Raw genomic sequence first — 25,585 nt, forward strand, 5'->3', positions numbered from 1 at the left:
TTCTGGATCTCGGGTTCGTTGTGGGTCAGACGATGTCGATGGCATCGAGGACTGCGGCGACGGTCTTGCGGTCGCCGGAAACCTCGACGGCAGACCGCCATGCAGATCGGGTGGTCCCCCACCGCAGGAATTCGGTGGCCTGGGTGGTCGCGACGTTCTCCGGCACGTCGTCAGCTTCGGTGACGGTCACTCCCCCATCGCCATGAGAGATGACGAAAGTGCGCTCGGTGGCGCCGTTGAGGCGCAGTGCCACAGGCGATGTCAAGGCGGCGGCGACAGCTTCGCCGCACATCTGCGGGAGCCCCGCAACCATCCAGTCGATCGCCGGATCGACAGCGGCCGCCACGTCGATCTCACCGTGAGGAAACGGTCCGAACGGCGACAGAAGATCCGACGTCAAATGGACGAGATGGTCGAACGACACTGCGTCACTGAGCTGATGAAGGCGATAAGTCCCGAGGTCGAGCATCTCGAGTGTGTTGTTGCGAAGCTCCTCTGTCTGCAGCGCGGCCAACGTCGCGAGTCCCGCTTCGGATTGTTCCCGGTAGTAGTCCAGGATCTGCTCGTGCGGTAGATCGGCACGCTCGCGGACGGCAGCATCGTTGAGCCGCTCGGACTTTCCACTGGGGTTCGGCGGGAACACCAGATCCGGATCGGCGATGAAGTTGAAGAAGAACGCCATGTGACCGATGAGATCGTGGACGCGCCAACCGTGGCACGCACTGTCTGCTTCCCACTCGGTCGTGCCGAACTGCTCGGCGATTTTCACTGTGTTTTCTGCCAGCGCACGAGCGCCGGCGAGTCCTGCGTCGGACATGGTGGCTCGATTCTTACGAGGATGCGAGGAAAATGGATTTGAGCTGCTGGTACGCCGCGAGCCCTTCGGGACCGAGTTCACGACCCAGGCCGCTGGCTTTGACTCCACCGAACGGTGAACCCCAGTCGAGGTTGAAGGTGTTGACACCGAACGAGCCGGTCTCGACACGTCGAGCAATTGCGATACCGCGTTCCTCGTCGGAGGTCCATACAGTCCCACCGAGGCCGTACTCGGAGTTGTTGGCAAGCGCGACAGCCTCATCGACGTCGTCGTATGAAATGACTGACAGCACCGGCCCGAATACTTCCTGCCGTGCGATGGTGCTGTCGTTGTCGACATCGGCGAACACCGTGGGCTGCACGAAGAATCCGGTGTCGAGGTCGGCGGGGCGTCCGCCACCCGTGGTGACAGTTCCGCCCTCCGAGCGTCCCTGGTCGATCAAGGACAGCACACGTTCCTGTTGCCTTGCGCTTACCATCGGGCCGACGAACGTCGACGGTCCCATCGGGTCGCCGACCTGCAGACCCTCGGCCATCGCGGTAATGGCGTCGACGTACGTCCGACTATGGCTGCGGGGAACCAAGATTCGAGTCGACATATAGCACGTCTGCCCACTGTTGAGCAGGGATGCAGTTGCCAGACCGGTTACCGTCTCCTCGACATCCGCGTCGTCGAGGACCAGGGCCGCCGACTTGCCACCCAACTCCAAGGTAACGGGGCGAAGCATACCGCCACACACCGTGCCGATGTGTCGACCGGCCGCAGTGGATCCGGTGAAGGCTACCTTGTCGATCCCGGGATGCGCCACGAGATACTGACCGATCTCCGGTCCGCCAGTCACGATGTTGATGACACCCGCGGGAAGTTCTGCCGCAATGGCGGCTTCGGCCAATATATAAGAGTCCAAGGTGGTTTCGGGAGAGGGTTTCAGCACGACGGTGCATCCCGCAGCAAGAGCCGGGGCGATCTTGAACATCGAAAGCACAGCCGGGAAGTTCCAGGGCGCGATGGCAGCAACGACACCGATCGGCTCGCGTCGCACGATTGTCGTACCCGGCATCGGTTGGCTGGCCCGTCGCTCTTCGGTAGGCATCGACTCGGCGAGGCCTGCGTAATAGCGCAAAAGCTGGACGGGTGCGGCCCCCTCGGCGAAACGGGCGAGCTCGATAGGCATGCCGTTCTGGTGAGTGACCGCCGACGCGCGGTCTTCGGATCGTTTCTCGAGTTCGTCGGCGAACCTGCGGATGACACGCGCACGTTCTGCGGCGGAAAGATCGGCCCAGTCATTCCGTCGCAACGCTTTTCGAGCCGCTGATACAGCTGCGTCGACATCCGTCGATACGGAGGCGGGGAACGAGCCTATCTGCTGCTCTGTGAAAGGTGATACGGCTCGGATGATTTCGGAAGTATCCGGTGATCTCCACAGTCCATCGATGAACAGTGCAGTGCGGTCGGTGAGTGTTGTCATTTCTGGCTCCTCCAGGGATGGCGCTCGACGTTGAACCAGCCAACCTGTGTTGATCATCACTGCTCAGGCGACGAGAAAATTGACATCATGCGCCAATTTATTTACATTTCGACACATGGCAGATCTGATCAGTGCCTCGTCGCTGACGCGACTGCCCGAGTTGATCTCCGAACTCGGTGGAGATCCGTACGAATTCCTCGACCGTGTGGGCATCGATCCGGCCATCATCGGCGCGTACGACCACTTCTTGCCGTTCAGTGCCTTGTCCACGCTGCTCGGACTCTGCGCGGATGAATTGGAGTCGCCCGACTTCGCACTCAGGCTCGCAGGCAGACAGGACCCGGACATTCTCGGTCCGGTTGCCATCGCGGCCCGCAGTGCCGAGACAATCGGAGATGCGTTGCATGACGTCGCCCGATACGCGCACGTGTACAGTCCGGCGTTGGCGGTCGATCTGACAGTCGGCGACACCGAGGTGTCCTACGGACTCGATACCGTGCTGCATCGACTTCCGTATCGGTCCCACGTCGTGGAACTGGCGATGGGCGTAACGCTTCAGACGTTCCGGATGATGGCCGGCCCGGATTTCCATCCGACGCACATCTCGTTTCAACATCCACGCATCTCCGAAATGCGTAGGTACGTAGAGCATTTCGGTTGTTCCGTCGAGTTCAGCTCGGATCGGAATCTGTTGACCTTTCCGCGCGGAGTCATGCAGCGCCACCTGCCCCGGGTGGATCCGTTGGCCTACGACTTCGCCGTGCGTTTCATGGCGGGTCGAGATCCGGATGTCGCGTTCCACGACGCGGTGTCGGCTTTGATCGTGCGTTCCCTGCCTGCGGGTGCAGCCACACTGAAGCAAGTCGCGACATTGATGATGCTGCACCCGCGAACATTGCAGAGACGATTGGCGTTGGAAGGCAAGGCGTTCGAATCGCTCGTCGACGATTCACGACGCGAACTTGCTCTCGGTCTTCTCTCGAACAGAGACGTGTCCCTCTCCGAAGTGTCACGCCAACTCGGCTATTCCGAACCGAGCACCCTCACTCGAAGCTGTAGGCGTTGGTTCTCCACAACGCCCCTGGAGAAGCGGAGGGCACTTACCCGCCGCACTGGTTGACCGCATGAGCTACAACGCCGACGGTTCGAAGGTCGTAGCGGCTCACCACCGGGGGCGTGGGAGATGGGATGAGAACAGATCTGGCATTGCGTCACTGCAACGGTCGGGAAACACCGCCTCTCGCTTTTCCAGAAACGCCGCAACACCTTCACGAACGTCAGCCTGAGCACCGCGAGCATTAATTCCGATGCTCTCGACGCGATGCGCGACCATGGGATGTTCGACTCCCAGCATGCGCCAGATCATCTGACGCGACAGGGCAACCGATACCGGCGCGCTGTCACGGGTCAGGCTATGCGCGAGCGCCGTCGCCTCCCCTGGAAGATCTTCGCGCGAATGCAGTCGGTAGACCAACCCGGCCGAAAATGCTTCCGCAGCAGTGAAGATCCGTCCGGAGTAGATCCAGTCGAGGGCTCGCTGGAGCGGAACCAGTTTCGGCAGCAACCACGACGAACACGACTCGGGCACGAGTCCTCGCCGATTGAAGACGAAACCCATCCTGGCGTCGTCGGCGGCCAAGCGAAAGTCGGCCGCAAGAGTCATGGTGATACCCACGCCGACCGCCGGTCCGTTGATGGCCGCAATGATCGGCTTCAATGAATCGAACATTCGCAGGACGACGCGTCCGCCGCCGTCCCGACGTAGATCGTCACCGTCCCGACGTAGATCGTCACCGTCCGCGTCAGTTCCGTTCGACTCGGCGCTCCATTCGGAGAATGTCTCTGCCCCCGAGGACAGATCTGCCCCCGCGCAAAACGCGCGGCCCGCTCCCGTCAGGATCACCGCGCGCACAGCGTCGTTCGCGTCGGTGGAGTCGAACGCTTCGATGAGCTCGTTTTCCATCGTCGTGGTGAATGCGTTCAGCTTGTCCGGTCGATCGAGGGTGATCACGGCGATACCGTCTTCGATACTCATCGATATGTGTTCCACAGGTACCTCTTTCTCCGGGTGGCGATCAGCGAACGATAATCGGTATTCTGCCCATATCGGCAGTTCAAGACGGTTCCTTTCCATCAGGTGTGTCCCGCGACTGTTCGGCTCTAAGCTGGGCAAGACGCAGGCACCGAGGAAATGAGAAGGAAACCGAACAATGAGTGGGGCGAAGACAGTCGTTGTCCGGCAACTCATACTCGATTCCGCTGTCCGAAACATGAACGAGCGCGGCTATCACGGGACGTCCATGCGTGACATCTCCGCCGGCGCCGATCTCACTGTCGCGTCCATCTACCACCACTTCAAATCCAAGCAGGAAATCCTTCAAGAAATCATGATTCGGGCGCTCCACGACGCCATCAGCATGACCCGCATTGCACTGCTGCGCTCCGGCGGCGACCCGAAAGACCAACTGCAAGCAATCGTCCGCGCTTGGGTCATGTTCCATACGACCAGGCGCGAAGACGCCCTCGTAGGAGCGACAGAATTGCGCAGCTTGGACGAATCGGGTCACCGTCTGGTCGTAACCCTGCGTGACGAGCAGGAAAGCATGTTTCGCGACGTCGTCGAACGCGGCATTGAAGAAGGTGCTTTCCACACTCCCTTTCCCCGAGATGCCGTGCGCGCCATCATCAACATGGGGCAGCAAGTCTGTGTGTGGTGGCGCGTCGACGGACCGATGAATGCGGAAGATATCGCGTCTCGGTACTGCGCATTGGCGACCGCGATGATCGAATCAAGCTGAGCTGGGCGACACCTCCGCCAAAGAAGATCTGAAGGGTCGCATTGGCTGAAGCCACTCAACGCCGTCGATGTGCGAGACCAGCGTGCCTCGACTTTCGTCCGCACCCCCGCCGCTCGAATCGGTATCTCCATTCCTGAGACCTGCATCACTGACTAATCATCATCTCAGGCGAACGATCGTTTGGCAACAGATTTCGAATCGCACCCTCCTCGCGGAGAAAGTCGCTGCAAAAACGCACTTTTCCCGACTATTGACATTTAACGATCGCTAGGTCAATGATGACTCGCAGCCGAACGATCGTTTGGCAAATTCGGAACGAAGGAGTGCGGGCCACATGACCACCTCCGCATTGCCCGAGATGACGCTGCACACGTCGCCGGCGGCCTCGACGTGGTCACCTTCGCCACCCGACTTTGCGAGCGCCTCCGGTACGGCAATGGCGGCGAGATATGACTTCTCGTATCGAAGAACCCACTCGCACTTGGATATTGCGTCACCACCTTTCGACCCAATACCCGGCGAGCACGATTCCGTCTGGTGCCGGCGCTCGGGACAAGCTCGTCGTCGGCCGCACACCCAACTTGCCGCAACTCACGTCCTGACCGAACTCAACTGAACGACCCCACAGAGAGCGAATCGCGATGACCAACAACACCGAATCTGCGGTGGAGCGCCCGGGCAGATCTCGGCGCGCGTCCTTTGCAGCCGCTATCTCCACTTCCCTGGAGTGGTACGACTTCTTCATCTACGCGACTGCCGCCGCGCTCGTGTTCAACTCGACGTTCTTCGCCACCGACAGCGAGGTGGTCGCTGCAATGAGTTCGTTTGCCACCGTCGCAGTCGGATTCATCGCCCGTCCTATCGGTGGTGTGCTCGCCGGTCATTTCGGTGACCGGTACGGCCGAAAGCCGGTGCTCGTTGCCGCCGTGGTCCTCATGGCGGTGGCAACCTCCTTGGTTGGTTTCGTCCCCAACACCAATGTCGTGTGGCTTGCCCCGGCCATCCTCGTGACGCTGCGAATCTGCCAGGGCTTGGCCGTGGGAGCACAGTGGGGCGGGGCCGTATTGCTGGCCACCGAGAACGCACCGGCGGACCGCCGCGGGCTCTTCGGCAGCTTCGCCCAACTCGGTGTTCCGATCGGTGTGGTGCTGGGCAATATCGTGTTCCTGGTCCTGACAGCAACTCTTGCGGCTGATTCGTTCCTCTCCTGGGGATGGAGGATCCCGTTCTGGATCAGCTTGGTCATGCTTCCAGTGGCATTCCTCATCCATCGCTATCTCGAAGAAACCCCCGAGTTCAAGGCACTCGCAGAAAAACTCGCCGAATCTCCGGTCGTTCGGAAGTCCCCCATTCTCGAAGTGCTCAAGAAGAATCCAGGCACAGTCCTCGCTGCAGCAGGCGCCAATGCCATCGGCGTGATCTTCTTCTACACGATGATCACCGGTTCGGTTCAGTTCGCGACCACCTACCTGGAAATACCGCGGTCGACGGTCCTCACCTACATCCTGATCGCATGTGCAATACAGATTCCCCTGGTTCCGCTGGCGGGATATCTGTCCGACCTCTACGGTCGCAAACTGGTCTTCGGCCTCGGCACCGCAGCCATGATGCTCTGGGGTATCCCGATGTGGCTGATGATCGGTGGATCCAGCCCGGACACGATCTGGCCGTTTGCCGTCGCGGTTATCGTCGGCGTAGTAGCAATGTCCCTCCAAACTGGCACGCAGGGAACACTATTCGCTGAACTGTTCCCACCGGAGATTCGATTCTCCGGCGCTTCACTCGGTTATCAGATCTCCGCAATCATCGGAGGTTTCGCGCCGATGATCATGGTGATGCTGATCAACGGAAATCCGGACAACGCATGGAAGGTCGGTTCCTTCCTCGCCGCTGCCGGTGCTATCGGATTGATCTGCCTCTACGTGATCATTCGCCGATACTCCGGAACCTCGCCGACCGTCGCAAGCACCCGTGTGGAGACCGCGAACGCTCAGTACGCATCATGATCAACCTGGGGTGAGTGGTCTCGATGCCACTCACCCCAGGTTTTCGGGTACGAGAAATCACTGTCGGCGACTGCCGATAAAGTGGCGTCCACAAGTCGACGTGTCCTTCGTCGACCAGGAGCACAGGTTCGAGGAGTGTGTCGGTAGCAGTGGCAGTGGAATCTTCGGTGCTGCTGAAGTGGTACTCCGAGACGGCTCGCGACCTGCCGTGGCGACGCGAGGGCGTCAGTGCCTGGCAGATCCTGATGAGCGAGATCATGCTCCAGCAGACGCCGGTGGTGCGCGTTGCGCCAATCTGGGAAGAGTGGGTCGAGCGCTGGCCGGTGCCGTCGGCGATGGCAGCGTCGAGCCAGGCAGAGGTGCTTCGCGCGTGGGGCAAACTCGGTTATCCACGACGCGCGCTGCGGTTACACGAATGCGCGGGCGTCCTGGCTGCCGAGCACGGTGACGTGGTCCCGGAAGACGTCGATACCTTGCTCTCGCTACCGGGAATCGGTTCGTACACCGCCCGCGCCGTCGCGTGTTTCGCCTACGGACAGCGAGTGCCTGTGGTGGACACCAACGTACGACGCGTAGTTGCGCGAGCCGTCCACGGCAATGCGGAACCCGGGAACCCGTCCAACACGCGAGACCTCGCCGACGTGGCGGCGCTGCTGCCGAGGACGCGTGCGCGCGCCGCCACCTACAGCGCAGCTCTCATGGAACTCGGTGCACTGATCTGCACGGCGCGGAACCCGAACTGCGAGAACTGCCCTTTGCCGAACTGCGCGTGGGTCGCTTCGGGCAAACCGGCACACACCGGACCACCCAAGAAGGTGCAGAAGTTCGCGGGCACAGATCGCCAGGTTCGTGGAAAATTGATGGCCGTTCTTCGCGAGAGTCACCGTCCGGTCGAGCGCGCGCAACTCGACATCGTCTGGCCGGCCGATCCGGGTCAGCGTGACCGTGCGTTGCATTCACTGCTGGTCGACGGACTGGTCGAGCAGACCGACGACGGCCTGTTTGCGCTGGCCGGAGAGGGTACGGCTTAGCCGACTCGCAGCGGGGTGCATTCTTCGGCTGTGGGTTCGTCGGTCTGGAGCGGTGCGACTTCCGGATCAGAACGCCGAAGTACAGCAGGAACGGCAGGCACCACTGGATCGCAAGGCGCAAGTGTCGGAATCTGTAGGGCAGCGCCGGGCGGGGGCCCGCTGGTGGAGGTCGCCGACTCGGCGCCGATGTTCGGGCTATCCGTGGACACCGCGCGCGACCCGTCTGGGGACAGCGCGATCAGCAACCCCGTCAACATGAGTAGAAGCGGCAGTACTATTGCCGCCGCCCACCGGACCCTGTTGACGGGCCGGGCAGCCATGCCGCCACCGGACCGAACTTCGCTTCCGCGATCGGCCGCTACCAGCGCAGCCCCTATCGCCAGTTGGGTCCGCTCGCCGAGAAACAGGAAGCCGAGACCTGCCAGTTCAGCGGCTTCCGCGGACGGCCGCCGAGAGTCTTCCTTCACGAGCATCGCGACGAGCATCTTGGGCACAGGGTCTCGTTCGGCGACGAGGAGGTCCAATGTCGCAGCAAATGTCGAGCTGTCCGCAAGCAACTCGGCCGTGTCGTAACGATGCGCCGAGTCCACGACGCCTGCTCTCGGGTCGACGGCCGCGATCACGGTCTCACTGCCGTCCGGCCAGAACGCGAGAATCGGCGAAACACCAATGAGAGCGTCGACCGTCCGCAGGTAGGCAAGCCGTGCGTCGAGACCGTTGACCAACTCGATGTTCTCGAAAGGACTGGAGGACAACGAATCCGAGACATGTTCGCGCACGTCCGCACGCTCGCACATCACTCCGACGACGGTGGGGCACAGATTCGAGCGCAGGGCTCGACCGGTGGCGACCTCGGCCGCGGAGGCGAGTGCGCGCGCCGACGCTTGCGGAGAGGGAACAGTCCCGTCTGCACCCCAGGGGTGACGGAACTCGTCGATCGAGCCCAGAAGGGGTGTGTCTGCATCTACGAGAGCTGTTGAAATTGACTGATTTTCGAATACAACGCCCAGGCTTTCACGCACTGGATCCTCCATTGACTGCTACTGACTGTTACGAGTGTTGCCATTCCTGCGAAGCTGTATCAGAACGTCAGGCCACCGACCGCCATTGCACCTGGTTCCAGCACCACTTCCACCGGCGCTCGGCCGTCGACCGTGACGCGATACGTCCCCGGTAGCAGTCCGACAAACGAGAAGTGACCCTCGAACGGTTTCACCGTCCGCGCTGTCGCGTGCCCGCATTGATCGACGCCGTCGATCACCACCGCCTCCGAGATGCCCGATGTCACCAGACCTGAGATTCGTCCATCTGCCGAGACAGCAGCCCACTGGCTTCTCTGACCACCAACAGAAATCCCGTACGGATCACACACTCCCGGGGTGGTCGCCACCCGCACCGTGACATCGCCCGACCGCACGCGAACCGCCCCCCGATCTGCGGTGACCAGTGCAGCGATCGGTAGACCGTCGGCGTCTTCCCGCTTTCCCGCAGTCATCGTCGCCGTTCGGGTGAAGTACCGGTCCGCGTCCAGATTGCCTATCAGGCAATGTAATCCGACCTCGTCGACACCCGAGCCGTCTTCGCAGTAGTCAGGCACGGACGGCAGAACGAAACCTCGAGGCACCGGAAGTTGCACGACCACGTCGGCGAGCGGGTTGCCCCGGACACCGATGTCGATGACATACGTCACCGGATCACCCTCTCGGACAATGCCGTTGGACGGTCCCGAATCGAGCCCTGGACCGTCAGCGGGATCGAAGGGCGGTGCACCGTCAATCGCCGTCAGCTCGACGGTGAAGGGAGGCACGAACTCTCCCTCGGCCGCCAATCGAACATCCGACTGCATCGGCAGCAAGCCGAGCGCAGCAGCGCCGACCACCAGAGCTCCGGTCACGACAACTATGCCGATACCTCGCACTCCTCGGCGCCACGCTCTCGGCCGGAGTCCGACGACAACGGCCTTCGACCGCACCTCTGACAGACGAGTTCTCACGACGCTCCTTTCGATGTCTGACTCTCTCGGGCCTCCGACAGGCGCTCGCGGCCACATTTGGCGAATCCCGAGCTACGTTCAATAGAAGTCGCTCGAGGGACTCGAAAGCCAATGGTGACGGCGTGATTGTGTGGGTGAACTTCTCTCAGCCGGGGTGAATTCCCGGGTGAATTGCCCGGGATGGCACGCTCTGGATTCGCACCAGCTACGCTCCTCCCTGTAGATAGTTGGATCGAGACAATCCGCCCAAACTCTTCAATCATTGCGGGGCGCGAAAGCAGAAAGGGTCCGCGCTGATGTTCGGGATGGACGGCCACGACTGGGCAGCTATTCCCGAAAGGCGCACCCTCGCGACGTCGATTCCCCGGCAAGCGCTCTTCGACAAACTTGACCGACGTGCCGCGCTGACAATCGTCCGTGCACCGAACGGCCACGGGAAATCGTCGTTGATCGCATCGTGGCTGCGCGCCCATTTGGCATCCGAACGAATACTCGTCTGGGTCTCGGCCCCACGGCCCTCGTCGACACTCGAAGATTTCTGGGCCGTTGTCCTCGATCGAATCCACGCTGCCGGAATCGCACTGCCCGACGTCGACGATCTCGCCGATCCTTTCACCGCTGTCGCCAAATCCCTGAACGCCCTCAGCCGCCCCGTGCTGCTCGTGCTGATCAGGCCGGATCTGATATCGGAACCAGAGTTGGACGATCAGTTGATCGAACTCCTCGCCCTCTGTCACAACCTGGACCTCGTGGTCACGCTCTCGGGCTTCGGCATGTTCTCCGAGCCGTACCTGCTCGACACGGACCACGAGGTGATAGGCGCGAGTGAGCTGTTGTTCACGAGAGCCGATACCGCCCATTTGCTCGCACAAGCTGACGTAAACACGACTGACGGTGATGCCGAACAAATCACAGCCCTGACAGGTGGGCTGCCAGCGCTGGTTCGTGTCGCCGTTCCCGACGTCCAGACATCGGGTAGCCGCAACCGCGAGCAGATGATCGGGAAGAACATCGCGCAGGCGATCGACGACTACGTGAACAAATCCGTTCTCATGACCGCTGATCATGTGAAACAACTCGAGTTCCTGCTCGCGACGGCCTTTGCGCGATCGATCACCGTCGACATCGCCGCCATGCTGTTCGAGTCCCAACACCCTGAGGATGGCGAGACCGTTCATCAGATTCGCGTGCGCCTGGCGATACTGGAGACAGCCGGGTTGTTGTCACGGGTCGAGACCGAAGCCGAAGAAACCTGGGAGCTGCCTCCCGCCATTCGTCGATCGATACTCGCGCACCAAAAGCGCGCTGGAGTCGATCCGGCGCAACGTCTTTCGTTCCTCGCACACAACCGACTCGACCACGGTCATCACGCGTCGGCGCTGGACTACGCGGTCGAGGCACAGAACTGGACCCTGGCAGTAGACATCGTCGAGCAACACTGGGTGACGATGATCGTCCACAATCTGGACTCGGTTCGCTCTGCTCTCCAACGGATTCCGGCGGAAGCTGCGGACAAACACTCTGCCGTGGAGGCGGGGCGCGCACTGTTCACGATGCATCCGAGCGAGCGCTCGACGGTAGTCGACTTGCTACCCGAATCGCCGGCAGAACTGTGGGCTCTCGGCGCTGAATCTGGCGCGAAGGACGCCTTGAGCATTGCCTGCGTTCAATCGATCATGCTCAGGATGGCAGGCGAGTACGGGCTCGCAGCAGAAACCACCAGGCGCCTGTCTCATCTCAGTCGCAGTGCGCTGGAGAACAACCCGGAAGCGGTCAGCGCACAGCTCCCTCTCATGCGACTTCAATGGGCGATCAATTTTCAATTGAGCGGCAGGTTCACAGAATCCACGATCAAGGCTCGAATGGCGTACCACGGCGCCCTGTCTCATGGAGTCGACTTCATCGCTCGTAACTCTGCGGGAAGTGCCGCCCTGAATTGGGCGCTGGCTGGTGAGCCGCGGCAGGCCACACACTGGTCCGAACTCGAACAGAAGCATCCGGACCCCGGCGGTTGGCTCGAACCTGTGGTCAAGATCGCCGGTCTGACAGCACGGGCGCTCACTGCTCTCGACACACTCGACTTCGACGACGCACGTCTCGCATTGACCGAACTCGGTCTTCCGTCCGACACCGAGGAACTGTGGGCATTCGTCGTCTATGCGCATTGCCAATTCGCCTTGACCTCCGGCGACCACACTGCGGCACTACTGTTGCTCCACAATGCGATCGAAGCACATTCCAAGCAGTACACGGCTACATCTTTCGCGCTTCCTCTGTTGCAATCCGCAGAGATCGATCTCTTGCTCGCTCTCGGACAGGGGAACAATGCCGTAGCACTGGCCAAGGAGATCATCGATCCTGCAGCCAACCCGTGGACGCTCACGTCGGTGGCGCGTTTACGTCAGCGGATCGGCCAGAACGAGGCCGCGGTGGCGCTGTGTCACCAGTTCGACTGGTCTGGCGTATCCTATCCGCGGGCACAGATGGAATCGCTTCTGGTGCAAGCGGTTGCCCACTCCGAGCTGGGTGAGCCACGCCTCGCCTCTCAGGAGTGGTCCAGAGCGTGCAGCATCGCGGATCAGACCGGACTTCTACGTTCGTTCGCGACCATCGCATCGTCGGACGTCGAGAAACTCGAATCGATGGCCGAAACGAAATCGCGTGCACTGGCCGAATTCTCGAAAAGGGCTCCTGCGGAATCTTTTCCGGAATTCGTACATATCGTGGAGCTGACCGAACGCGAACAGAAAGTCCTCTCACTCCTGGCGCTCGGCATGGGGTCGGCTGCGATGGCCGACAAACTGTACGTGTCCGTCAACACCGTCAAGACTCAACTGCGCACTCTCTACAAGAAGCTCGACGTACACAATCGAAACGAAGCGATCACGAGGGCACGCCAACTGCGCTTGCTGTAGTCGGGGTCGGATCTGATTTCGGACTACATTCTGTAGGCATGAGCACCGATTCCTGCGTCTTCTGCAAGATCGTCGCGCTGACCGAGCCGGCGATTCTCGTTCACGAGAGCGAGACAACTCTCGCATTCCTCGATGCACGGCCGGTGAGTCGCGGACACACCCTGGTGGTCCCCAAGCGTCATGCAGAGAACCTCGATGCTCTCGAAAGTCACGAAGGCGCAGAGATGTTCCGCGTCGGCACGCTCATCGCCGGAGCTCTACGCCGCTGCGACATCGCCGCTGACGGAGTCAACTTTCTCGTCAACGACGGGCGTGCCGCGGGCCAAACCGTGTTCCACTCGCACCTGCACGTCGTCCCCCGCCATCGCGGCGACAAGGCGAAGTTCGCTGCTGGACTCCTCGCCAGGCGAGCCGTCGAGCTGGAGCAGGTGGGCGCGTCGATCCGAAGTCAGCTCACCGTGTGAAGGAATTCCGTCACCACTTCGCGATAGCGCTGCGGTTGATCGTCGTGGACCAGGTGGCCTGCATCGGCAATACATACGTACCGAGTTCCCGGCCTCTCGGCCATCTCTCGCATCTGTCCCTCAGGGGTGATGGTGAACTCCCCCTCGATCAGCAAGGTCGGCACCTCGATCGCCTTCCACTGATCCCAGAAATGCCTCGTGCCCCACTCCTCCGAGATGTCGCGGAAGGTCGACACGTCGCCGTGCAGGTACCACCCGTCGTCGCGGCGGTCGAAAGAGTCGAGAAAGTACTGGCCGGCGACGGGGCCGAAGAATTCCTTCATCGCCTCCTCGGAAGCAAACGGCTGCGGCCACGCCGAGATCATCTGCGCCCAGTCCGCAGCGGTGCGTCCACGAAAGTCCGGGGCCATGTCTTCGAGGACCAGCGCACAAACCTTTTCGGGATGCGCGGCGGCGAAGCACCACGCATGCAGAGCCCCCATCGAATGACCGATCACGATCATCGGCTCCTCGATGGACGCAACGGCCGATGTCAGGTCCTCGACGAATGCCTCGGTAGTCAGTGCCGCTGGCGCCGGCCTGCCGTGACCGGCAGCGTCGAAGGTGTAGACGTGGCCGAACTCGCGGATCCACGGCACATGGCGTCGCCACGTTCGGGAGCTGCCCATGAGGCCGTGCAACAACAGAATCGGTTGTCCCGTTCCACCTTCGTCATGCAACACGAGTGTCACGGTACGCGGTGAAGGTGCGCGGGTAATGTCGCTTGCATGGCAGTCGTGAAGATCAATGCAATCGAGGTCCCCGAGGGCGCCGGCCCCGAACTGGAGAAGCGCTTCGCAGCACGCGCTCACGCAGTCGAGAACTCCCCGGGCTTTCTCGGATTCCAACTCCTCCGCCCCACCGCCGGTGAGAGCCGCTACTTCGTGGTGACTCAGTGGGAGTCCGAGCAGGCGTTCGCCGATTGGCGTGACGGCCCCGCCCGTGAAGCCCATTCCGGCGAGCGCGCGAAGCCCGTCGCTTCGGGTGCGTCGTTGCTCGAATTCGAAGTTGTCCTGGACGTCGCCGCAAAGAGCTGATCTCGAGCGATTGTGCCTGCCTTGGCGGGCACAATCGACGGTCATCTCGGCTTCACGCGTTGACACGGTGCGGGCTGTAGTGCAAAAGTTCGCATGTAAACGCGATGGTCCGACAGGAATCCGGTGAAAGCCCGGAGCGGTCGCGCCACTGTAATTCGAGGTGAAGTGCCTTTTTCGGCACGACAATTTCGACAGCCAGACACTTCGGCCATCGCATGGACCTAGGGGACGCGAAAATCCCAGGAGGCTTCGATGGCTCTCGCCTATTCTCCCGATACGTCGATCGATTCGACTCGTCTTGCTTTCCTCGCCGCTGCAGTAGTTCTGTTCGCGATGCTGGCTCTCTACCTGGTCGGATTCGACCAGGGCGCTATCTCTCGCACCGGCATGTACATGCATGAATTGATGCACGACGGTCGACACTTGATGGGCCTGCCGTGCCACTAGTCGACAATTTCACGAAGCTTCTCATTCGTGGTTTGTTGGCTGGTCTGATCGCAGGCATCCTTGCCGGCGGAGTTGCATTCGTGCTGGGTGAACCGCACGTCAACGCTGCCATTGCGATCGAAGAAGCCAACAGCGCCACCGGTGAGGTTTCCGGCGAAGCCGCTGGGCATTCGCACGGTGACGAAGAAGAACCACTGGTGAGCCGCGACGGGCAGCGCGCCGGGCTGTTCCTGGCCACGGCGCTTGCCGGACTGGCGCTCGGGGCGATCTTCTCGGTCGTTGCCAATTACGCTCGACGACTCACCGGAATGTCCGGGCCGTTGTTGGCGATCACCATCGCCGTCGGTGGTTGGCTGGCTATCGAGGCTGTCCCCTTTTTCAAGTACCCGGCCAATCCGCCGGCCGTCGGAGATCCCGACACCATCAACCAGCGCACACTGCTGTGGCTGGCCGCCGTGATTCTCGGACTGCTGTCCGTCACCGCGGCAGCAGCGGCTGCAAAGGCAGTTTCCGGGCACGAGTTCCTCAGCGTGCGCATCGCTGCTCCGGCGGCTGCGTTCCTGGTGATCGTCGCGATCGGTTACGTCTCGCTTCCCGGCATCAACGAGGTGGGCGAGGACTTCCCGGCAACTCTGCTGTGGGAGTTCCGACTTTCCTCGCTCGCTACGCAGGCGACGCTCTGGCTCGTACTCGGGTTGGCATTCGCCTTCCTCACCGAGCGCGCGACCAAGAACACCGAAGTAGCAAAGAAGTACGCCCTTCGCTGAACCTGCTGTGCGCCTTTATTAACCTCCCGCGGTTAATAAAGGCGCACAGCAGTTCTGTTTCAGCTCAGATGATGCACTTCTTGCAGTCCGTACACCGGCGTCGGGATGCCCTCGTAACGCGCCTTCAATTGCAACGCCAAGTACAGCGAGTAGTGGCGCGACTGGTGCAGATTGCCTCCGTGGAACCACAGCGCTTCCTGCTGCGTCGGCTTCCACATGTTGCGCTGCTCGCCTTCCCACGGTCCCGGATCCTTGGTGGTATTCGAGCCCAGGCCCCACACCTTGCCGACCTTGTCGGCGGTGTCCTGACCGATCAGATCCGCCACCCAGCCATTCATCGAGCCGTAGCCGGTCGCGTAGACCACCACGTCGGCAGGCAATTCCGTACCGTCTTCGAGGATCACGCTGTTCTCGGTCAGCTCACGAATGTTGCCGTGCGCGAGCTTGATGTCTCCATTGGCAACCAGTTCGGCAGCGCCGACATCGATGTAGTAGCCCGAGCCACGGCGTAGGTACTTCATGAACAGGCCCGAACCGTCGTCGCCCCAGTCGTGCTCGAAGCCCGCCTTCTCGAGGCGATCGTAGAAATCCTTGTCGCGCTCACGGATTGCGTCGTACACCGGGATCTGGAACTCGTGCATGATCCGGTACGGCAGCGAACCGAACGTGAGGTCCGCCTTGTGTGTCGTCATGCCGGCGGCCAGTGCTCGCTCCGAGTACAGATCGCCCAAGCCCAAATCCATCAGCGAATCCGACTTCACGATGTGCGTCGAGCTGCGCTGCACCATCGTGACGTCGATACCGTTCTCCCACAGTGCGCCGCAGATGTCGTGCGAGGAGTTGTTGGCCCCGATCACGACGACCTTCTTGCCCACGTACTGATCCGGGCCGGGGTGCTTGCTCGAGTGGTGCTGATCGCCGAGGAACTTGTCCTGCCCGGGGAACGTCGGAACGTTGGCCTTGCCGGACATACCCGTCGCCATCACCAACTGCTTGGGACGCAACGTCAGCTTCTCGCCGTTGCGGTTGACCTCGACGGTCCATTCCTGGGTCTTCTCGTCGAACGACGCCGAGGTGCAGGTCGTGGAATTCCAGTACGGAACCTCCATGACCTTGGTGTACATCTCGAGCCAGTCGCCGATCTTGTCCTTGGGCGCGAACACCGGCCAGTTGTCGGGGAACGGCATGTAGGGCAGGTGGTCGTACCAAACCGGATCGTGCAGGCACAGGGACTTGTAGCGTCCGCGCCACTGATCGCCGGGTCGCTCGTGGCTGTCGATCACGATGGCCGGTACTCCGAGCTGACGCATCCGGGCGCCGAGCGCGATGCCGCCCTGGCCGCCGCCGACGATCACGACGTAAGGCTGTGTGGTGTAACCGAGTTCGCGGTCTTCGATCTCCTTCTGCTCGGCCCACGTGATGCGGTTCGGGTCTGCCCCATGCTTGGCGCCGCGCGGACGACGAGTGCCCTTACCTTCTTCGTGTCCCTTCAATTCCTGCAGCGACGTCAGCAGGGTCCAACCTTCATCTCCCTTCAAACGAAGGTGCCCGTGCGCGCGACCGGTTGCAGTCTCGAACTCGATCCAGGCTGACGTGACGCCGTCTGCTTCGTCGGGTGTCTCGGTGGTCCGGAATCCCGAAGGGTCGGTGTCGTCGAGTCGCGCGGAGAGCATGTCGGCGATCTGCTCGCGACCTTCGACGGTCTTGATGTTCCAGGTGAACGACACCAGGTCTCGCCAGAAGCTGTCGAGTGCGAATTTGCCTGCCACACGCTCGATGTCACGAGCCGCGAGGGCCGACTCGAAATCCGCCAGCCAGGCGTCGACGCGCTCCTGAGGTGTCACCGCCGTCAACTTCACCTCGGGGGTGACTGCGGAATCGATGGTTTGCGTCATCACTTCTCCTTGTTTGTGAATGTGACACACAGCACATCCCATAAGTGGCCCCGGTCACAAGCGTTGCAGTCTGTTGCAATCAGCGGGCGCGGTGCCGCCGCCCGATACCGGTTACCCGCACCGATGTGCGGGCAACCGACTCACCCCTCAGCAGGCTTGAATCTGCCGAGTCCCAGCGACTGAAATCCCACAACGTAGAACAACGTCCACAACACGGCCCAATCCACGAAACCCAGTGCATTGCCGTGTAATCCGTCGACAACTGCCGGCTCGTGAAGAATGTGCTCTGCTGCAAAGCGGTAATAGAACAAGAATGTGACCACCGCGAGCACAAACGTGAGCAGCGCGCGGATCGCCAGGTTGACCCCGTCCGCAAAGCCCGTGGGTTTGTTACCGAAGGCGTTGGCCCAGAAGATCATCCAGAATGCCCAGCACACACCGAGCTGCGCCGGGAACTGATGGACCACACCACCCAACTCGGCAACGGCATCGCTTCCCAAAAGTGCCTTAACCACTGGAAGCGCCACGAAGTACAAGCCGGTTCCCACGGCGAAGTTACCGATCGTGGCTGCGAGCGCCGTCTTTCCCCCACCGCCGAACAGTCGCCACGGCCAGTTGTCGAGCGTCTGGCCAGTCAGGATCACGACCACCACGACGCAGTAGAACCACCCGAGCACGGTGTCGACGGTCATCAACGGATCCGTGGCGGACAGCGACACGGACGGCAGACCGAACACGAAGTACAGCGCCAGCGTCGGGACGGCGACAAACGCGATCTCACACAAACCCACCAACGGCTGCTTCATCCCCAGGGAAGTCCACGGCCAATGCTGCCAGTTCAGGACCACCATCACCCAGGTCCCGAAGCCGAAGAGCACGAACAGCGCACCCGCGAAATATCCGAGGCCGCCCTCACGATCGGCCGCGAAATCCGGGTACAAACTCCCCAAGCCGTTTGCCAGGAGCCACGTCACCACGACGGCGAAGACCGCGGTCGCGACCATGATCGCCAGGCCTTTCGCCGGCTGCGGGAGTCGGTCGAAGCCGGCGAACTCGCAATTGAAGCCGATGAACACCACAAAAAGGATTGCCCAGAAAAGCGCCGCGTTGAACGGCAGAGGATAGAAACTCCAGGGACTGGTGGTCGGATCGGCCAGAAGGTACCAACTCGCCACGGCCAGCACGAGAACGATCACGAGGTTCGCGATCCCGAACCCGATCCAGCGGCGTGACGGTTGTCGGCTCGGCGTGGCCGGTTCCGTGGGTGTGTCGACTGTAGCGGTCATGTGCCCTCTCCCAGATTGTCTCGCAGGATGATTCGCGAAGTGGTGGCGCAACTATGGAGCCGTCGCGCGGGATACCGGGAGGGTTGCCGAGGGTTGCAACCGCTGCCCCATTCTGCGGAATTGCAACACGGTGCAACCCTTCCGCATTGTGGTCGCCGTCACATACAAATCACTCACCGGTTCCCAGGCAACCGGTTCACTGCTTACGAGGAGAAACTGCATGAGCATCACGGGCAAGGTAGTACTGGTCACCGGCGCCGGCCAAGGCATCGGACGCGGAATTGCTCTCCGCCTCGCCCACGACGGCGCCGACATCGCGTTGGTCGACCTCGACCAAACCAAGCTGGATGCGGTTGCCGACGAGATCAGACAGATCGGCCGTCGTGCAACGACGTTTGTCGCCGACGTCAGCGATCGCGCGCGGGTTCACGCAGCCGTCGAACATGCACACCAGGAATTGGGCGGATTCGACGTCATCGTCAACAACGCGGGAATCGCTCTCGTCGGCCCGATCTCCGACGCGACGCCGGAAGAGGTCTCCAAGATCTGGAGCGTCAACGTCGACGGTGTCCTGTGGGGAATTCAAGCTGCAGCAGCAAAGTTCCAAGCGCTCGGTCAGCGCGGAAAGATCATCAACGCGTCATCCATCGCCGGTCACGACGGGTTCGCCATGTTAGGTGTTTACAGCGCAACAAAATTCGCGGTCAGGGCCCTCACTCAGGCTGCAGCCAAGGAATACGCGTCCGACGGAATCACCGTCAACGCGTACTGCCCCGGCGTCGTGGGCACCGACATGTGGGTGACGATCGACAAGAGGTTCGCCGAATTGACCGGTGCACCAGAGGGCGCCACCTACGAGAAGTTCGTCGGCGGAATTGCGCTGGGTCGAGCTGAAACCCCCGACGATGTCGCCGGTTTCGTCTCGTACCTTGCCGGGCCCGATTCCGACTACATGACCGGTCAGGCCGGTCTCATCGACGGCGGCCTCGTCTACCGCTGACCGCGGTGTCTTCACTGAAAGCGGTGTCTTCGCTGAAAACGGTATCTTCGCTGAAAAAGCGGTTGCCCGAGCCCGCGATGCCGCCCGGCGAGGATCCTCGCGACTACGCGAGGACCCTCGCCGCGGTGTACGACGCGACGATGGCCGGAGACCGCGCACCGGCCCGCCCCAGGGACGTGGTCCGCCAATCGTGGCAACGCCTGCGCGAGTTAGGTATCGACCCCGAACACAACCGGGTCGAACCGTCCATGGACGTCGCCGAACTCGATCTCCGTCGTCGTGAGTCCGGACTGTACGACGTGCTCGACGACGTGACGCGTGGACTCGAATCGGTTACCGCGAGCGGTGAGAACATCATGGTCGTCGCAGATCTTCGCGGAACTGTACTGTGGCGCAGCGGGTCCCATCGAGTACTGGACCAAGCTGCGCGTCTGGGATTTGTCGAGGGTGCGAACTGGGCCGAGGACAGCGTCGGCACCAACGCCATCGGAACGGCATTGGTGTCACGACAGGCGGTTCAGATCTTCTCGGCGGAACACTATGCGCGCAGCCATCATCCGTGGACCTGCGCGGGGGCACCCATCCGCGATCCGCGGGACGACCGTGTCATCGGCGTCGTCGACATCAGTGGTCCCGCCAAGACCGTCCACCCCACCACACTCGCTCTGGTCGACGCCGTCGCACGCCTCGCGCAATCACACCTGCGCGACAAGCATCGGGACAATCTCGATCAATTGCGTTCTGTTGCAGGGCCGATGCTTGCTCGTAGCGGATCACCGGCATTGGTGATCGATACTCATGGCTGGGTAGCGGCGGTCGATGCGCTACCTCATCGCTCGCGCGTGCTGCTCCCCGCGGCTTTGGCTCCCGGCAGGACGTGGTTCCCCGCTTTGGGTCTGTGCGAACTGGATCCACTTCCCGGCGGGTGGGTGGTCCGGCCGATCGCCACCGGCGAGAAAATCAGTCCGCCCACGGTGCATATCGATCTGCGCGATTCCGAGAACATGTCGGTGACCGTCACGTCGGGGTTGGGCGAATGGGCCTACTCCCCGACCCAGCGGCATGCGGAGATTCTGTTTCTCCTCGGATCCGAGAGGCGTGGACTGACCGCATCGCGGTTGGCGCAGGATCTTTTCGGTGACCCGGCCCGCACGGTGACCGCGCGGGCCGAGATGTCGCGTCTGCGCAAGAACCTTGCCGGAGTTGTTGCAGCGCAGCCGTACCGGTTCGTCGATGCAGCGCACGTCACGCTTTCCTGCCCCGACGACGGTGCACATCTGTTGCCGTTCTCGAACGCCCCGGCAGTTCGTGCCGCTCGCCTTACTCAGGCCGGTTCGGAGGCCTGAGTGAGCAACTGCAGAAACACCTCTTCGGGTTGAGCGCCGGATACTGCGACCGCACGGTTGGCGACGAAGAACGGAACGCCGCTGACCTGCAGTTGGCGGGCCATGGACAGATCTTCGCGAACAGCCTCGGCTGCGGCATCGGAGCCCAGTTGCTCGCGCACGACATCGGCGTCGAGGCCGACGCTCACGGCCAACTCGACCAGCACCTCACGGTCGTCGATCACCTTGCCGTCGCTGAAGTGCGCTTTGAACAGCGCTTCGAGGAGTTCGTTCTGCCGCTCACCCGCGAGATGCAGCAACCTGTGCGCATCAAAGGTGTTGGCGGCGATCACGGTGTCGAAGTCCAAGTTCAAGCCGACCTCGGCTGCCGTCGCGCTGACGTGGGCGAACATCTGACGTACCTGTTCAGGCGCCATCCCCTTCATCTCGACCAAGGCGTCGAGTTCGGTTCGTCCCTCTCCCACCGGGGTCTCCGGAGCGAGCTGGTACGAGCGCCAGATGACGTTGACGCGGTCCTTGTTCTCGAAACGATCCAGAGCCGAAAGGAACCTGGTCTTTCCGATGTAGCACCACGGACAAGCGACGTCAGACCACACTTCGATGGTCACGTCTTGGTCAATCACGATTTGATCAGTCACCGAAGGTGCAACAACGAACAGGGCCGGGATTAGTCCCGGCTCACGAGGTCACAGAATCACGTGACCAGACCACACCGGAACGCGATCAACGACGCACTCACCCGGTTGGGCACACCGAGCTTGGCGAACAACGAGGAGATATGCGTCTTGACGGTGGTCTCACCGAGGTACAGCCGCTCCGCGATGACGCTGTTGGCCGCGCCTGTCGCCAGGATTGTCAGCACTTCGCGCTCACGCTCGGTGAGCGAAGCGAGGGGAGTCAGGTCGGGTGCTTGCCGACGCGGCGCCGAGGCCACGATGGCACGTAGAGAATCGGAGCTGAACAACGAGTGGTCCAACGCCACCACCCGTACTGCCTGCTGGAACGCCTGTGGGGCCGCGTCCTTGCTCAGAAAGCTGTGCGCGCCCGCCTCGACCGCCTGCACGACCATGTCGTCGACGTCGAAGGCGGTCATCGCAATGACCTTCGGCGGATTGCTCATGGTCATCAACTCTCGGGTGGCCTCCAAGCCACCGACCCGTGCCATCTTCAGATCCATCAGCACCACGTGCGGACGAAACCGAGTGACTTTGGCTGCGACCTGATCGCCGTCCTCGGCCTCGGCAACCACCACGATGTCCGGCGCTGCTTCCAGGATGTCCTTCATTCCGCGCCGAACCCAGGCGTCGTTGTCGACGATCAAAACTGTGATGCGCGAGTCAGCGTCCATAGTGCGCTCAGATTACCCAGAGCCCCCGACAGTTAGAGGGTGGGAGGGTTACGACGACCAGGGCACCCAGCAACTGACGAGGAAATCGTCCCCCAGCGCGCCTGCCTCCACCTTGCCGCCGATTTCTCTTGCCTGTTCGGCCAACCCGCGTAGGCCGGACCGCGAACCGATCGACGTCATGGGTGCAAGCTCGCTCAGCTTGTTGCGTGCGAGGATACGAATTCCGTCGTGCGGCGACCCGGTCACCGAAATGACGAGCATCTGGTCGCTCGCGTACTTCTGGACGTTGGTCAACGATTCCTGAACGACGCGATAACAGACGTGCCCCGCCAACATTCCGACATCACCCGGGAGCAACTCCGATTCGAGACGGCAGTGAATGCCCGCGGCGCGTGCACCGTTGACCAGATCGCCGATCGCGTCGATCCCCTGGTGCCCGCCGTGTTCGCGGCGATCACCGCTTCCCCTGAGCACTCCGACGATTCCCTTCAATTCGTCCAAAGCCTCGTGCGCGGTGGTTCTGATCATCGCAGCGGTGTTGACGACCTTCTCGGGATTGTCTGCCGCGCTGACCTGTAACCCACCGGCGAACAACGAAATCCGGCTCAGACTGGCCGCGATCGTGTCGTGCATGTCGCGCGCGATCCGCGTTCGTTCCTCGGTGCGAATCATCTCGTCGCGCATCACGTCTGTTTTCTCGGTGGCAAGATCCCGTACGTGCTCTGCCTCGACGAGTTCGGTTCTGGTCCGAATCAGGAGCGAGAGCGCCACGACGATGCCGACCATGACGGCTGCGACGAGCCACGGGATCCAGATGGCGACGTCGTATTGAACAACCGCCGAACCGTCCTTGGGTTTCATCGTTCCCATCGTGAGAACGGAGTACTCACGATTGCGAAAAGCGTCGTAGGTCAACGAAATTCCGCACGCGACGAAGACAGCTGCCGCAGCGGCAGCAAGCCGAGGCCCACGCGCGATCCGAGCAACGGCGAACAATGCGATGAGCGCCGCCGTCGCATCGGTGGGGAAGAACAACGGGCCGACCAGCGTGATCGCCAGAACCACCCAGGGATACTGATGGCGCCACACAAGCGATATCCCACCGGCCACGCCCAGGACGAACCCGATACCGACCAATACCGGTGGCATATTTCCCGACGCGCCTGCGATGCCCACCGTCATGAAGGAACAGAAAAGGCTGAACGCGACAGCGGCGGTAGTCCATACGCGTCGTCGCACAACGGTTCCTTTGGTGGTGATCACCGAGCAAGCGTATCCACCGCCACCGACGCCTCGAATCAGCCGAACGGGTGGACGAACCGCCAGGCTCCGACCGAAAGGATGAGGCGGACCGATCTTTCGACCGAAGCGGTGAGCAGTCCTCACATCGTTGACTTGTGCCATACCAACTCTCGAAAGGCGCACATCATGCGATCACTCCGCACTCCCCTCGCCCTCCTCGCCGTCGGCGCAGCCCTGTTCGCAACCATCGCCTCGGGCGAGACCGACGAAGCGAAGAAGGTCGACGACAACGGTTCTTCCGCCGCACCTGCGGCCGCCTTCGGAATCGGTGACGTCGTCGAACTGGGCGACTGGCGCGTCCAGGTACACGGCGTCGTCGATCCCTACGTCTCGACCAATCAGTTCATCACCGCTGATCCCGGAAACCGCTACGTCGTGGTCGACACCGAGGTCACCAACAACAGTGACAAGCCGTCGACGGTCTCGTCGATGATGTGCTTCGAACTGCAGGACTCGGCAAACAAGTCGTACAACATCACGTTCACCGACAGCAGCACGTCGAGTGTCGACGGAGAGCTCGCGCCGGGCGCTGCCAAACGAGGCGAATTGGCGTACGAGGTCCCCGAAGCCGCCACCGGTCTGCGCCTTCAGTTCAAGTGCGATCTGTTCTCGTCCGGCTCGGCAACCATCAACCTGTCGTGAATCGTCCGGGCGATCTGCTGCTGAATCCGTGGGCACTGGTCTCGGTGGCCGTCATCTTGATCAACGACCACGTACTCAAAGGGGCATTCGGGAACACGATGACGGGCAAGCTGTCCGACGTCGCCGGTGTGTTCCTGCTTCCCCTGCTTCTGCTCTCGGTTCTCGAGGTGCTCAGGCGAAGTCTGGTGGGGCGAGCAGCGATCGCCTGGTCCATCGCGGTCACGGGGATCGGCTTCGCCGCCGTGAAGGTGATACCGCCGATCGGCGACGCATACGAGTGGGTGATCGGGTTTCTCCGCCTGACCGCAGGAGGATTCCGCGGAGATCTTTTGCCGATCCTGGTCTATCGCGATCCCTCGGACCTGTGGGTGCTCCCGATCCTGTTCGCGAGCTACCTGGTCGTCACACACAACCGCACTCGGGCGCCGGAGGGGGCGCCCGAGCGCGAGATGATCAGTCCAGGGCCGCATCCAACGTGATGTCGACGCCGGTCAGTGCCTTGCTGACCGGGCAGGTTTCCTTGGCCGCCTGGGCAACCTTGGCAAAACCGTCGGCGTCGAGGCCGTCGACCTCGGCGCGAACGGTGAGCTTGATTCCGGTGAGCTTGAATCCGACCGCGTCGGGGCCGAGTGCCACGTCCGCGGTGATGTCGAGGCTCTGGGGGGTCCCGCCGGCCTCGGCGATCAGGGCCGACAACTGCATCGCGTAGCAGGACGAATGCGCCGCGGCGATGAGTTCCTCGGGGCTGGTGGTTCCGCCGGCCTCCTCAGCTGCGCGCTTGGGGAACGACACGTCGAAGGTGGCGACGCCCGAGCTGGTGAGTTCCACCTGTCCCGATCCGGCCTCGAGGGTGCCGTTCCAGGCGGTGCGTGCGGTACGAGTTGGCATTGCTGTCCCTACTTCCGTCTTCACATGATTCGGTGAACGCCTTGCGATCACGAACCTACCCGCGATACGTGAAGTCACACCTACTGTTTCGGGCGG

General features: G+C 61.9%; 26 protein-coding genes and 1 riboswitch. Of the genes, 14 read left to right on the forward strand and 12 right to left on the reverse strand.

The features are described from left to right. Positions 1-25 precede the first annotated feature (25 nt). Positions 26-817, reverse strand: coding sequence for a maleylpyruvate isomerase N-terminal domain-containing protein (locus ACN50D_RS14175; protein ID WP_042451910.1), 792 nt, complete (start codon positions 815-817; stop codon positions 26-28). A gap of 13 nt (positions 818-830) precedes the next feature. Continuing rightward, positions 831-2,285 (reverse strand): aldehyde dehydrogenase, encoded by a 1,455-nt coding sequence (locus ACN50D_RS14180; RefSeq protein WP_211921404.1) that lies wholly within the window; start codon positions 2,283-2,285, stop codon positions 831-833. A gap of 115 nt (positions 2,286-2,400) precedes the next feature. On the opposite strand from ACN50D_RS14180, the gene ACN50D_RS14185 reads away from it, so the two are divergent. Beyond that, a complete protein-coding gene (locus ACN50D_RS14185; RefSeq protein ID WP_064443074.1) occupies positions 2,401-3,405 on the forward strand; it encodes an AraC family transcriptional regulator in 1,005 nt (334 codons plus the stop codon). 42 nt (positions 3,406-3,447) lie between these two features. On the opposite strand, the gene ACN50D_RS14190 is transcribed toward ACN50D_RS14185, so the two are convergent. Continuing rightward, on the reverse strand, positions 3,448-4,335 hold the full coding sequence (locus tag ACN50D_RS14190) for a crotonase/enoyl-CoA hydratase family protein (protein ID WP_064111586.1): 888 nt from the start codon (positions 4,333-4,335) through the stop codon (positions 3,448-3,450). A gap of 160 nt (positions 4,336-4,495) precedes the next feature. Between ACN50D_RS14190 and ACN50D_RS14195 the strand changes: the two genes are divergently transcribed. From ACN50D_RS14195 to ACN50D_RS14210, 4 genes are all read left to right on the forward strand, one after another. Beyond that, entirely contained in the window at positions 4,496-5,083 is a 588-nt protein-coding gene (locus ACN50D_RS14195; protein ID WP_211921402.1) for a TetR/AcrR family transcriptional regulator, read from the forward strand. Between the two features lie 334 nt (positions 5,084-5,417). After that, complete coding sequence (locus tag ACN50D_RS14200; RefSeq protein ID WP_211921400.1) at positions 5,418-5,699, forward strand: hypothetical protein; 282 nt, start codon at positions 5,418-5,420, stop codon at positions 5,697-5,699. 25 nt (positions 5,700-5,724) lie between these two features. Continuing rightward, positions 5,725-7,089 carry an MFS transporter gene (locus ACN50D_RS14205; RefSeq protein WP_042451923.1) on the forward strand — a complete coding sequence of 455 codons (1,365 nt, stop codon included), beginning with the start codon at positions 5,725-5,727 and terminating at the stop codon, positions 7,087-7,089. 149 nt (positions 7,090-7,238) lie between these two features. Next, positions 7,239-8,120, forward strand: a complete 882-nt coding sequence (locus ACN50D_RS14210) for an A/G-specific adenine glycosylase (RefSeq protein ID WP_007726916.1) — start codon at positions 7,239-7,241, stop codon at positions 8,118-8,120. On the opposite strand, the gene ACN50D_RS14215 is transcribed toward ACN50D_RS14210, so the two are convergent. Beyond that, positions 8,117-9,142 carry a hypothetical protein gene (locus ACN50D_RS14215; RefSeq protein ID WP_228232434.1) on the reverse strand — a complete coding sequence of 342 codons (1,026 nt, stop codon included), beginning with the start codon at positions 9,140-9,142 and terminating at the stop codon, positions 8,117-8,119. The genes ACN50D_RS14210 and ACN50D_RS14215 overlap by 4 nt on opposite strands. A gap of 59 nt (positions 9,143-9,201) precedes the next feature. Continuing rightward, positions 9,202-10,113 carry a hypothetical protein gene (locus ACN50D_RS14220; RefSeq protein ID WP_050656742.1) on the reverse strand — a complete coding sequence of 304 codons (912 nt, stop codon included), beginning with the start codon at positions 10,111-10,113 and terminating at the stop codon, positions 9,202-9,204. 296 nt (positions 10,114-10,409) lie between these two features. Between ACN50D_RS14220 and ACN50D_RS14225 the strand changes: the two genes are divergently transcribed. Together ACN50D_RS14225 and ACN50D_RS14230 are read left to right on the forward strand one after the other, a co-directional pair. Beyond that, complete coding sequence (locus ACN50D_RS14225; protein WP_211921398.1) at positions 10,410-13,028, forward strand: helix-turn-helix transcriptional regulator; 2,619 nt, start codon at positions 10,410-10,412, stop codon at positions 13,026-13,028. Between the two features lie 38 nt (positions 13,029-13,066). Further along, positions 13,067-13,492 (forward strand): HIT family protein, encoded by a 426-nt coding sequence (locus tag ACN50D_RS14230; protein WP_003945905.1) that lies wholly within the window; start codon positions 13,067-13,069, stop codon positions 13,490-13,492. On the opposite strand, the gene ACN50D_RS14235 is transcribed toward ACN50D_RS14230, so the two are convergent. After that, positions 13,477-14,214: an alpha/beta fold hydrolase gene (locus ACN50D_RS14235; RefSeq protein WP_050656754.1), complete on the reverse strand. Its 738-nt coding sequence runs from the start codon at positions 14,212-14,214 to the stop codon at positions 13,477-13,479. The two genes, ACN50D_RS14230 and ACN50D_RS14235, sit on opposite strands and share 16 nt — an antisense overlap. Positions 14,215-14,259: 45 nt before the next feature. Between ACN50D_RS14235 and mhuD the strand changes: the two genes are divergently transcribed. The 3 genes from mhuD to ACN50D_RS14250 all read left to right on the forward strand — a co-directional run bounded on the left by mhuD (position 14,260) and on the right by ACN50D_RS14250 (position 15,782). Then, complete coding sequence (mhuD, locus tag ACN50D_RS14240; protein ID WP_007726927.1) at positions 14,260-14,568, forward strand: mycobilin-forming heme oxygenase MhuD; 309 nt, start codon at positions 14,260-14,262, stop codon at positions 14,566-14,568. An 88-nt stretch (positions 14,569-14,656) separates the two neighbouring features. After that, a riboswitch (cobalamin riboswitch) is annotated at positions 14,657-14,796 on the forward strand. A gap of 24 nt (positions 14,797-14,820) precedes the next feature. Further along, complete coding sequence (locus ACN50D_RS14245; RefSeq protein WP_003945915.1) at positions 14,821-15,015, forward strand: CbtB domain-containing protein; 195 nt, start codon at positions 14,821-14,823, stop codon at positions 15,013-15,015. Next, positions 15,006-15,782, forward strand: a complete 777-nt coding sequence (locus ACN50D_RS14250) for a CbtA family protein (protein WP_050656740.1) — start codon at positions 15,006-15,008, stop codon at positions 15,780-15,782. Before ACN50D_RS14245 ends, ACN50D_RS14250 begins: the two co-directional genes overlap by 10 nt. 59 nt (positions 15,783-15,841) lie before the next feature. Here the strand turns inward: ACN50D_RS14250 and ACN50D_RS14255 are convergent, their stop codons facing one another. Further along, positions 15,842-17,677, reverse strand: coding sequence for a flavin-containing monooxygenase (locus ACN50D_RS14255; protein WP_211921396.1), 1,836 nt, complete (start codon positions 17,675-17,677; stop codon positions 15,842-15,844). 140 nt (positions 17,678-17,817) lie between these two features. Further along, on the reverse strand, positions 17,818-18,963 hold the full coding sequence (locus ACN50D_RS14260) for a hypothetical protein (RefSeq protein ID WP_042451931.1): 1,146 nt from the start codon (positions 18,961-18,963) through the stop codon (positions 17,818-17,820). Positions 18,964-19,183: 220 nt separating this feature from the next. Between ACN50D_RS14260 and ACN50D_RS14265 the strand changes: the two genes are divergently transcribed. Continuing rightward, complete coding sequence (locus tag ACN50D_RS14265) at positions 19,184-19,963, forward strand: acetoin reductase (RefSeq protein WP_054826788.1); 780 nt, start codon at positions 19,184-19,186, stop codon at positions 19,961-19,963. Between the two features lie 77 nt (positions 19,964-20,040). Then, the gene (locus tag ACN50D_RS14270; protein ID WP_211921619.1) at positions 20,041-21,309 is read left to right on the forward strand and encodes a GAF domain-containing protein; all 1,269 of its coding nucleotides are present in this window, start codon (positions 20,041-20,043) and stop codon (positions 21,307-21,309) included. Here the strand turns inward: ACN50D_RS14270 and ACN50D_RS14275 are convergent. From ACN50D_RS14275 to ACN50D_RS14285, 3 genes are all read right to left on the reverse strand, one after another. Beyond that, positions 21,288-21,917, reverse strand: coding sequence for a DsbA family oxidoreductase (locus ACN50D_RS14275; RefSeq protein WP_307850470.1), 630 nt, complete (start codon positions 21,915-21,917; stop codon positions 21,288-21,290). The two genes, ACN50D_RS14270 and ACN50D_RS14275, sit on opposite strands and share 22 nt — an antisense overlap. Positions 21,918-22,003: 86 nt before the next feature. Next, complete coding sequence (locus tag ACN50D_RS14280) at positions 22,004-22,657, reverse strand: response regulator (protein WP_211921392.1); 654 nt, start codon at positions 22,655-22,657, stop codon at positions 22,004-22,006. Between the two features lie 48 nt (positions 22,658-22,705). Further along, positions 22,706-24,061 carry a sensor histidine kinase gene (locus ACN50D_RS14285; protein ID WP_054781748.1) on the reverse strand — a complete coding sequence of 452 codons (1,356 nt, stop codon included), beginning with the start codon at positions 24,059-24,061 and terminating at the stop codon, positions 22,706-22,708. A gap of 24 nt (positions 24,062-24,085) precedes the next feature. Between ACN50D_RS14285 and ACN50D_RS14290 the strand changes: the two genes are divergently transcribed. Then, positions 24,086-24,601 carry a DUF4352 domain-containing protein gene (locus ACN50D_RS14290; RefSeq protein ID WP_003945701.1) on the forward strand — a complete coding sequence of 172 codons (516 nt, stop codon included), beginning with the start codon at positions 24,086-24,088 and terminating at the stop codon, positions 24,599-24,601. Then, complete coding sequence (locus ACN50D_RS14295; protein ID WP_064111334.1) at positions 24,598-25,080, forward strand: hypothetical protein; 483 nt, start codon at positions 24,598-24,600, stop codon at positions 25,078-25,080. Before ACN50D_RS14290 ends, ACN50D_RS14295 begins: the two co-directional genes overlap by 4 nt. Here the strand turns inward: ACN50D_RS14295 and ACN50D_RS14300 are convergent. Further along, positions 25,055-25,489: an OsmC family protein gene (locus tag ACN50D_RS14300; protein ID WP_211921390.1), complete on the reverse strand. Its 435-nt coding sequence runs from the start codon at positions 25,487-25,489 to the stop codon at positions 25,055-25,057. The two genes, ACN50D_RS14295 and ACN50D_RS14300, sit on opposite strands and share 26 nt — an antisense overlap. Between the last annotated feature and the right edge of the window lie 96 nt (positions 25,490-25,585).

The organism is Rhodococcus sp. SB1D, assembly GCF_048573875.1.
Taxonomy (GTDB): domain Bacteria; phylum Actinomycetota; class Actinomycetes; order Mycobacteriales; family Mycobacteriaceae; genus Rhodococcus_F; species Rhodococcus_F qingshengii.